General features: G+C 59.0%; 2 protein-coding genes. Both read right to left on the bottom strand.

Features of this window, described 5'->3' with window-relative positions:
- On the bottom strand, positions 1-344 hold a 344-nt coding region (locus tag ACLIJ1_RS23245), incomplete at its 3' end, for a hypothetical protein (RefSeq protein WP_411367956.1).
- A 1462-nt stretch (positions 345-1806) separates the two neighbouring features.
- On the bottom strand, positions 1807-2084 hold a 278-nt coding region (locus tag ACLIJ1_RS23240; RefSeq protein ID WP_411367955.1), incomplete at its 5' end, for a hypothetical protein.

Genomic DNA, 2084 nt, shown 5'->3' with positions numbered 1-2084 from the left:
TTTCTATTACCAGTGAGCCGTTGGCCATTACGGCAATGGCCTCCTCCGTGCTGAAAATACGCACTGCGCAGGCCTGGTAATTTTCCTGTTTCGAGGCTGAGTGAGGCTGGCAAATTGCCAGTCATCGCCGGTCGCACGCCCTCGGCAACAGGGGCGATCGGCAGCAAGAGCACCCGCTTCATTGGTGTCTGGCGCGAGCTGAGTCTCGCCGTCTGGAGCGATGCATGGGCACCAAGCCCGGGAACAGAGGCGGGATTCACGTCCTTTTCCAAATTGACATTGCTGCAAAACCCGTTGCAACTCCAGCTTTCCGGAGTTGGATTGGTCCGCGGGTTGATTTTCAAATCACGGTAGCCGTATCTGATTGGATCAGATGCCGCCCAGCAATCCCGCCGGATGATTGGCCTTCAGGCAAACCACGCCAGACCGATCTGCGCGCTCCGCGCGACCTCTGACCACGCCCGCTTTTTGCCGATCGCAAGCCCTGGCGACTGAGGGCTGGACGCCTCGTCTTGGTAAGGTCATGAGACTTGCCGTCATGTCTGTGTAGCCGGACTTGAAACCAAAGTAACAGGGCATTGCATTCGACTTCAGAAATGGCAAAAAGTACTGCCAATTAGGTAAGAAATGTCCCGGTCCGATATTTCTTGCTACATGACCATGTTGCTTCCGCATTAGGATCGGCCTCGCCTTGGAGGCGGACGGTGGGCAGCGCTCTCGAAGCGACAGTAAAGAGCCGGTTTTTCATGCCATTTCTTCTTCTCGGGAATATCCGTTAACCGTTTGGACTACCTTGAGGGGTGATTCTAATTGGTTGGAATTAGTTGCTTCCAATTGTTAATTCGGATACATATTTAAGATTTCATTGAATTTCGCCGCACATCGCCTGATGACGGCAGTTCATCGAATTCAATTCAGGGTGCTGGTTGAATGGGCGATACATTCATACCGCTTGAGCATTCCTTCAAGTTCCAAGCCCGATGGGTGAGCCATTGTTGTCGTTGGCATTCATGGCGCCGCACTTTTTGTTTAGTCAACACCGCTACTTGTCCGGAAACTGTATGTCAATCTACTCCACCGTTGGTCAAATGAATTACTTTGAGTTAACACTCCCGCCGGGGGGGGTACCCAACGCGAAAAGGCCCGCGCGGCCTGGCCCTGCCTTGCTGCTGGTCGCGCTGGCCAGCTCCCTGAGCCTGACCGCCTGTGGCGGTGGTGGCCGGGCGGGCGACGCTTCTGAACAGGTTGTCGCCACATCCGCAAGCCTTGAATCCACTGCCAGCGGGGACGCATCCGTTCAGGCAGATGGCGGCATGGAGAGCACCGAGCGCCTCGAACAGACCACCGGGCTGCACCTCGCTACCACCTCCGCGATCAGCAAGCAGCTCATCTACGGCGGCTCGTTCAGCAACACCGCGTGCGCGAAGGAAGGCAAAACCTGCAGCTTCTCCGGCACGAAAAATGTGGCCTATGGTGCCGCCGGAAAATTCACCATCAAGTTGCTCACAGGTCCGGTGGACTGCGGCAACGGTACCTTTGGTGACCCCATTCCAGGAGCCTTGAAGTCGTGTTTCCTTGCCACGACATTCACCACGACGACGGCTCCCGCACCCGCCCCAGCTCCGCCCCGCGCTCCTGCACCTGCACCTGCACCTTCTCCGGCTCCGGCTCCGGCAACCGGCTCGCAGCTCATCAATGGTGCGTCCTTCAACAGCACAGCCTGCGCGACAGAGGGCGGAACCTGCAGCTTCTCCGGTACGAAAAGTGTGGCTTACGGTGCCGCTGGCCTGTTTGCGGTCAAGTCGTTCACCGGCCCCGTGGATTGCGGCAACGGCACCTTTGGTGATCCCATCCCGGGGACCGTGAAGTCGTGCTTCGTTGCTGCGACGACCACAACCACCACAACGGCTCCAGCCCCAGCCCCAGCCCCAGCCCCAGCCCCAGCCCCAGCTCCAGCTCCAGCTCCAGCCCCAGCCCCAGCCCCAGCCCCAGCCCCAGCCCCAGCCCCAGCCCCAGCCCCGGCTCCAGCCCCAGCTCCAGCTCCAGCAACGACAACGGGGCAGACCTCGACCTCGGTGGTGGTG

Source organism: Hydrogenophaga sp. RWCD_12 (assembly GCF_046604225.1).
Taxonomy (GTDB): Bacteria; Pseudomonadota; Gammaproteobacteria; order Burkholderiales; family Burkholderiaceae_C; genus Hydrogenophaga.
Note: the sequence above shows the minus strand (reverse complement) of the source record. Positions and strands in the feature narration are given on the sequence as shown.